This is a genomic window from Roseivirga sp. BDSF3-8, from assembly GCF_041449215.1.
Taxonomy (GTDB): domain Bacteria; phylum Bacteroidota; class Bacteroidia; order Cytophagales; family Cyclobacteriaceae; genus JBGNFV01.
Window position 1 is genome coordinate 2732207 of record NZ_JBGNFV010000001.1, and the last position, 7794, is coordinate 2740000.

7 protein-coding genes are annotated in these 7794 nt (G+C 44.5%); 6 read left to right on the forward strand and 1 reads right to left on the reverse strand.

Going from position 1 to position 7794, the window contains the following annotated elements; genetic code table 11:
• Positions 1–6: 6 nt before the first annotated feature.
• Complete coding sequence (locus AB9P05_RS11220) at positions 7–2097, forward strand: insulinase family protein (protein WP_371908918.1); 2091 nt, start codon at positions 7–9, stop codon at positions 2095–2097.
• Between the two features lie 53 nt (positions 2098–2150).
• Here AB9P05_RS11220 and AB9P05_RS11225 read toward each other — a convergent pair whose 3' ends face one another.
• Entirely contained in the window at positions 2151–3872 is a 1722-nt protein-coding gene (locus AB9P05_RS11225) for a M61 family metallopeptidase (RefSeq protein WP_371908919.1), read from the reverse strand.
• Between the two features lie 110 nt (positions 3873–3982).
• On the opposite strand from AB9P05_RS11225, the gene rpmH reads away from it, so the two are divergent.
• From rpmH to tsaB, 5 genes are read left to right on the forward strand one after another with little or no spacing between them, the layout of a single operon-like run.
• A complete protein-coding gene (gene rpmH / locus AB9P05_RS11230) occupies positions 3983–4141 on the forward strand; it encodes a 50S ribosomal protein L34 (RefSeq protein WP_371908920.1) in 159 nt (52 codons plus the stop codon).
• A 38-nt stretch (positions 4142–4179) separates the two neighbouring features.
• A complete protein-coding gene (locus AB9P05_RS11235; protein WP_371908921.1) occupies positions 4180–4605 on the forward strand; it encodes a ribonuclease P protein component in 426 nt (141 codons plus the stop codon).
• A complete protein-coding gene (locus AB9P05_RS11240) occupies positions 4595–6253 on the forward strand; it encodes a S41 family peptidase (protein ID WP_371908922.1) in 1659 nt (552 codons plus the stop codon). The genes AB9P05_RS11235 and AB9P05_RS11240 overlap by 11 nt, the downstream gene beginning before the upstream one ends.
• 9 nt (positions 6254–6262) lie before the next feature.
• Positions 6263–7081 carry a sulfite exporter TauE/SafE family protein gene (locus AB9P05_RS11245; RefSeq protein WP_371908923.1) on the forward strand — a complete coding sequence of 273 codons (819 nt, stop codon included), beginning with the start codon at positions 6263–6265 and terminating at the stop codon, positions 7079–7081.
• Positions 7074–7769 (forward strand): tRNA (adenosine(37)-N6)-threonylcarbamoyltransferase complex dimerization subunit type 1 TsaB, encoded by a 696-nt coding sequence (gene tsaB / locus AB9P05_RS11250; RefSeq protein ID WP_371908924.1) that lies wholly within the window; start codon positions 7074–7076, stop codon positions 7767–7769. The genes AB9P05_RS11245 and tsaB overlap by 8 nt, the downstream gene beginning before the upstream one ends.
• Positions 7770–7794: the final 25 nt, after the last annotated feature.

Below are 7794 nucleotides of genomic sequence, written 5' to 3' on the forward strand. Positions count from 1 at the left end.
AGAAAAATGAACGTATCATCACTATATACATTCGTTAGGGCTGGACTATTCGCGATGGCCCTTACCGTAGCAGCAGGCTCTGCCTACGCCCAGGTAGACCGCTCCAAGCTACCCGAGCCAGGCCCTGCCCCGGAAATAAATATTGCCGACTACGAGAGTTTTACCCTGAAAAACGGGCTTAAAGTATTTGTCGTGGAAAATGACAAGACACCACGTATCGCATTTAATTTGGTGCTTGACAGAGACCCGATAGTTGAAGGTGAAAAAGCAGGCTACGTAAGTATAGCCGGTGACCTGATCAGAAGAGGTACCACCAGCCGTACCAAGGATCAACTCGATGAAGAGATCGATTTTCTTGGTGCCAGCCTTACCACAGGGGCTACAGGTGTATATGCCTCTGGTCTTGGAAGACACTCTGACAAGATCATGGAACTGTTTTCTGATGTTATCCTTAACCCCTCATTTCCCGAAGATGAGTTTGAGAAAATAAGGAACCAAATTCTTTCTGGCCTTCAGGCAAGTAAAAATGATCCCGGCGCTATCGCAGGTAATGTGGAGAATGTCCTGCTATTTGGTAATGACCATCCTTATGGAGAGCTTACCACTGAAGAAACCGTAAACACAGTCACTTTACAGGATGCCAAAGATTATTACCATACCTACTACCGGCCCAATGTCGCCTACCTCGCTATAGTAGGAGATATAAGTAAAAGAGAAGCCAAAAAACTGGTAAAGAAACACCTTGGCGAATGGGAAAAAGCTGATGTACCCACCCACCAGTACCAAAGCCCCAAATCACCGGATAATATGCAGGTGGCATTAGTCGACAGAAGTAGTGCCGTACAGTCAGTAATTCGGGTAGTCAATACAGTGGAGCTTGAGCCCGGCCATCCTGATGTGATCAAGTCACGGGTAATGAACCAGATACTTGGTGGTGGAGGCACAGCGAGGCTCTTCGTAAACCTGCGTGAAACCCATGGTTTTACCTACGGTGCCTATTCTTCTATTTCCTCTGACCCCCTTATCGGAGAGTTCAGATCGGCCGCCAGCGTTAGAAACGAAGTAACTGACAGTGCCGTCACGGAGTTTCTTTACGAGCTTAATAAAATAAAGTCCGAAGAAGTGAGTGAAGACGAGCTCGATCTGGCTATTGCCAGTATCACAGGTTCTTTTGCCCGTTCACTGGAGAGTCCACAGACAATCGCTAATTTTGCTATTAACACTGCCAGATACAATCTCCCCGAAGACTACTACAGCAGCTACCTTAAAAAACTAGCGGATGTATCTCAGGAAGATGTTAAAGGCGTGGCTGAGGAATACATTAAGCCAGAGAATGGATACATCCTGGTGGTAGGTAACGGGGCCGAAGTCGCTCATAAGCTTTCCCAATTTGGTGAAGTAGACTACTACACTATTTATGGGGAGGAATACACCCCTGAAACAAGTGAATTACCCGAAGGCCTCACAGCTACCCAGGTACTGGATTCTTACCTTCAGGCAATAGGAGGGGAAGAGGCCATTCAGTCTATGGAAAACCTGAGTATGGATATGACTTTTAACGCCATGGGAATGGATCTTAACCTTAACCTCGTTAAGCAGGATGACGGTAAGTATTTTGAAGAGCTTAAAATGCAAGGCAATCCACTTACCAGAAAAGTGGTAAATGGAGACAATATAGTCCTCGTTCAGCAAGGCAACACGATCCCTCTTGACGAAAAAACGAAGGAGGAAATCATGATAGATGGGCTAATTGTACCCGAAAGCCATTACGATAAGTTAAATGTGTCTACCGAACTCACCGGGGTTCAGAATGTGGAAGGTAAAAAAGCTTATGCCGTTAAGGCCACATACCCTCAGGGAGGTAGCGTGACCATGTTTTTCGACGTAGAAACTGGCCTTAAGATCAAGTCCGAAAAGTTAACCGAAGGTCCTAACGGAGACATTGTTACCAATGTACTCTATGACGATTACCGGGAAGTAGACGGCATCAGCTTCCCCTATACTATGACCATCTCATCGGGACCCCAGAATTTTGATGTAAAGGTCAATGAGATCAAAATAAATACAGATATAGACCAGAGCCTTTTTAATCAATAAGATATAACTCTGATAGACAAAAGCCTGTCTGCATTTTAGCAGACAGGCTTTTTTTATGCTTTGTCGCTTTTACCCCGAAGCCAGAGCCTCATTCTGCTCAATTCTTCGGAGCTTGCCTCCTCTTTAGGGACTATTTTTCCATAGGTATAAAACTTTTCACTGTCTTCCGAAAGCACTACTGTATGCAAAACATCATTCCGGAATAGTGTAAGTGATATTTCACCGGTATAAAAGTTAAGGTCTTCGTCTGATTCCAGTTTTCGGCCATTAACGGCAATTAATTCATCTTCCAGGCTAAGCACCCTTTCTGCCTCAGATCCGGGTGCCGTATGAGCCACCTTCATCTCCTTTTCTTTTTTCCCTAGCCTGAATCCAAACCGGTGTATATATGCTGTTTCTTCCCCGGGAACCCACTCAAGCGCCAGACCCATTCGACCCAGTAATTCCGGCAGGTATTTTTTTACAGGCATCCCGCCGTAAATAAAGTCACTGAAGAACTCGTCCAAAGGTTCCCCGGCTACCTCTTCCGCTACCTGCCTGTAATCATCCGCCGTATATCCAGTGTCCAGAAACCGATTATACAGCGTTCGCATGACGTCATCCAGAGACCGCTCGTCGCTGGATATTTTTCTGATCATCAGGTCAAGAATTAGGGCTGAGATAGCCCCTTCATTATATATACTCACCTTTCGGTCCGGAACACCCGCTTCATAGCCATCTAACCATAGATCATAACTGCTTTTAGCGAGCGTAGTATGATGGTCGGCATCGTGCATTCCAAACCGGGCGAGGGTGTTGTTGAGCTCCTCGAAATACTCACTAGCCCTAAAAAATCCACTTCGGGCCAAAAATAAATCACCGTAGTACGTAGTAACTCCCTCTGCTACAAACCCTGTTTCAAAGACCACCTCCCTTGAAAAATCATAGGGGAGGAGTTCTTTTGGTCTTAAGCGGCATACATTCCACGCATGAAAGAGTTCATGAGAGCTTACCCCCATAAATTGATTGTAAAAAACCTCTTCGTTGATCTTCGTGTCAGGACCGAGCGTTATCACCGTACAAGCCTTATGTTCTACGCCATGATAATGCTTGTAAGGCAGCAACTGGAACATAAAATGATAGTGTTGCAAGGGCAGGGGGCCCATCGCCTCCACCTGAGACACGGTAAAATCTGTGAAAGCTTTGATCGTTCGTTCTTTATCCGGAAGGTGCTCTCCCTCAAACCAAAGATGAAAAACTGTATCGCCAACCTCGTATGACCATTCCCGCAAAGTACGGCTGGCCATTACCGGACTGTCTGCCAGTTCCTGAAAGTCTCTCGCATGATAGCCCCCCCTTCCCCTCCCCGGGAGCGCACAAATAATTTTATAGTCATCCGGGACTATCACCTCAAGTACATGTGGATCCGGCTCATTTTTGGGTACATAAAGCATACAGTTCACAAAATTCACGTAAACCTGATGGTCATCAAGCCAGCTATTACCAGCGTCCATTTTATGCGCGAAATATTCGTACTCCAGTAGTACCTTCCCCCGCGATTTTGAATGAATCTGCCAGCGGTCTTTCGATACTTTATTTATTGGTAATGAAGCACCATACTCATCCTTTGCACTAATATCCCGGATATTTTTTGCGAAATTTGCGACCTGATATCTGCCGGGGCGCCATGCAGGTAATTGTAAGTCTATAACTTCTTCATCTTCGGTGGCTTCAAGCTCTATGTTGATTGTCAAAAAATGAGTGAGAGGCTCCTTATAGCTTAGTGTGTATTTCATAATTATTTCTCAAGCGCACAATCATGCTAGCTGTTTGATATTTTAAAAAAGATATTTAACTTTGCAGGCCAAATTGAAAAGTTTCTTGTCGGAGAAGATAATAATAAGTAATGAAACGGACATACCAACCTTCTGTAAGAAAGCGTAAAAATAAGCACGGCTTTCGTTCGAGAATGGAAACAGCTAACGGTAGAGCGGTCCTTGCCAGAAGAAGGGCTAAAGGTAGAAAGAAACTGACTGTATCAGGCGAAAGCAAAGGCAAAAAATAAGTAGTGGCAATTCCGTCGTCTGTATTCACATCCCTCGTATGACAGAAGGCGGAATTACCCCATCCTTTTCTTTTTCAAAAAAGGAGCGGCTATCTAGCCGAATCCTACTGCAGGGACTTTTCTCAAAAGGTTCCTCTTTTTTTATCTACCCCTACAAGGTAATCTACCTCCCTTCCCCAGACCCGGATATACCCTATGACCGGGTAGTCTTCACTGTGCCCAAAAAGCGCTTTCGAAAAGCTGTCACCCGCAATCTTTTGAAAAGGCGGATGAGAGAGGCATACCGGTGTAATAAATATTTTCCCAATCCAGAGAAATCGCGTGATTTTGGCTTGTTAATTGCTTTTATTTATGTAGCAAAGGAAGAACTTCCCCATAGTCAGCTTCAGGACAAACTAAAAATCGTAATGAAGCGTTTAGGGAAGATAAGAAACGAGTTAAAACACGCCGAGCATGAGAAATAGATTGTGGAAATGGTCCGCAGGAGCTTTATTACCTGTCCTTATTATTACCCTGTTTTCTTTTACTTCACCAGGTGAACGATACTTCGAGATAGCCAAGAACCTAGACATCTTTGCTACTCTTTTCAAAGAGGTCAACACCTATTACGTGGATGAAGTAAACCCTAACCAGCTGATCAAAGCCGGAATAGATGGTATGCTCGAAACCCTCGATCCTTATACCAACTATATTCCTGAAGACGCAATTGAAGACTATCGTACCATGACCACCGGACAATACGGCGGCATTGGAGCAGTCATAGGTCGAAAAAATGGTAAGAACATCATCATCATGCCATACGAGGGCTTTCCCGCCTATTCCAGCGGGCTGCGAATTGGTGATGAACTGGTTAAAGTTGACGGGATCGATGTTACCGACAAGAATACCTCGGATATAAGCAAGTTGCTCAAAGGCCAGGCCAATACAGATGTTGAACTTACAATCAACCGATTTGGCAAGCAGGATCCCCTCGTGCTTGAGCTTAAGCGTGAAAAAATAACTATTGATAATGTACCCTACTACGGTCTGGTAAAAGACGACATCGGTTATATCAAGCTATCAGACTTTACTACAGGTGCCGGTAAGGAAGTGAAAGATGCGCTAAGCGAACTAAAAGAGAAAGGTGCTAAAAAAGTCATTCTTGACCTGAGGGGCAACCCGGGTGGTCTTCTCAGTGAAGCCATTAATGTCTCAAATGTATTTGTCTCTAAGGGGTCTGAGATTGTAAGCACAAAGGGTAAGGTAAGCGACTGGAATAAATCCTATAAGGCCAATGACAACCCTGTTGATCAGGAAATACCACTGGTCGTACTTACAAGTTCACGCAGTGCTTCCGCAGCCGAGATTGTATCCGGAGTGATGCAGGATTATGACCGTGGTGTACTGGTTGGGCAGAAAACATTTGGTAAAGGGCTTGTACAAGCCACCAGACCTTTAACATACAATAGCCAACTGAAAGTCACCACTGCGAAATATTACACCCCAAGCGGCAGATGTATTCAGGCTATAGATTACAGTCATCGCAATGAGGATGGCAGTGTAGGCAAAGTGCCTGATAGCTTGAAAATGGAATTTAAAACCACCAACAATCGTGTGGTTTATGATGGGGGAGGAATAGATCCCGACGTAGAGGTTGAGGATGCCAACTATAGTCCTATTTCACTTAGCCTAATCAGCAAAGGACTAATCTTTGATTTTGCTACCGAGTATTACTACAATAATGATCCTGTTAAAGACTCCAGGTCATTTCAGGTCAATGATCAGCTATATGATCAGTTTATAAAATGGCTTGGCGATAAGGATTACGATTATACCACCAAGGTTGAGAATAAGATTGACGAGCTGATAGCCTCTGCCAAGAAAGAAAAATACTACGATGACATTGAGTCGCAGATCATGGATCTCAGACAAAAAGTCGAGCACAATAAAGAAAGTGACCTGCAGAAATTTAAAGACGAAGTTAAGCGCTTGCTCAAAGAAGAGATAGTAAGCCGTTACTTCCTTGAAGATGGTATGCTCGAGGCTTCTTTTGATTATGATCAGGATATTGTTCAGGCGGTAGAGGTATTGGATAATCCCTCAGAATATAATAGGTTGCTCGGCAGGAACTAACTTATCATAATGATCGAAATTCTTCTGCTGTTGGTCAGTGGACTGGCAGGCGGATTTTTAGCAGGACTTTTAGGTATAGGCGGAGGCGTTATATACATTATCATTCTCCCCTATGCCTTATCTCACGTAGGTGTACCAAGTGAAGAAATTGTCCAATACACCATTGCAAACTCAATTCTCGGTACCTTCTTTGCCTCGCTTTCCGGAAATATAGCCCACATGCGGAAAAATGAATTCTATTTTTCCGAAACGCTTAATGTAGGTGTATTTGCTGTTATTTTTTCCCTAGGCTCCCTTTACCTCATAGTTAACACCCCCTGGTACGATCGCACAGCTTTTAATGTGCTGGTTATTGCCCTCTTGCTTTTCATTTTGTTTAGGACCATCTGGCTCAATACCAGAAAAAGACCTGATGATGAAGAGCCAAAAACAAGATTTTCATTATTAGCGGTAGCCGGTAGTTCCGGGGGGCTCATTGCCAGCCTCAGCGGATTAGGGGGAGGAGCCATTATGGTACCTATTCTCAATCTGGGGTTAAAAATGGATATCAAACAAGCTAAGAGTATATCGCTTGGTGTTATCAGCATGTCCTCTCTGGGCATGACTATTTATAACTCCTTCGAACAAACCAGATATCCCTTTCAATACTATAATTGGGGATACATCGTCTGGCCTATAGCTCTCGCCCTTTCTGCTGGAGTGGTTATAGGTTCTCCCATCGGGGTAAAAGTCGGCCGCAAAATTTCATCCCGAACGATTAGCTTCATATTTTCGGCTTTTCTCCTTGTTGTAATTATTAAAAAAGCCCTGGAACTTTATAATGCCTGATCGTCCTGCACGAATATTAAGCATCGAAACAGCCACCCCGGTTTGCTCCGTAGCCCTTCACGAAAACGGAGAATTGTTGGGCGCCCAGGAGCTTCATTTAGCCAAAAGCCATAGCGCATTTCTCAGCGTTATGATCGATCAGCTTCTAGGTCAATGTCAGCTTACGCTCCACGATCTTACCGCAATAGCAGTAAGTGAAGGGCCCGGCAGTTATACCGGTCTCCGGATAGGTACTTCTACCGCCAAGGGGCTATGCTATTCATTAGATATCCCTTTAATAGCCATTTCCACATTACTTGCCATGGCAGAAGGTCTCTCCACAGTTGCCTTCGGGGCATTACTGTGCCCCATGATCGATGCCCGAAGGATGGAAGTATATAGTTTGGTGGCTAATAGCCAATTGGAAATTCTGGAAGAAGTACAACCGGTAATACTTGATCAGGATAGCTATGCTGCCCACCTTAAAGAGCATCCTGTTCTTTTTTTTGGTGATGGGGCAGGTAAATCCGTAGAGTTATTGCGTACCCACCCCAACTTCCGGTACGTTCCGGGAGTTTCACCCTCCGCCATTCCCTTGGGAAGGCTGGCCTGGAAAGCTTATCAGGACGAAATCTTTAAAGATGTAGCCTATTATGAACCCTTCTACCTGAAAGAGTTTAGAGCAGGCATTCCTAAAAAGCAGGTCTGATACCAGCTCACTCTCCTAAACCCTC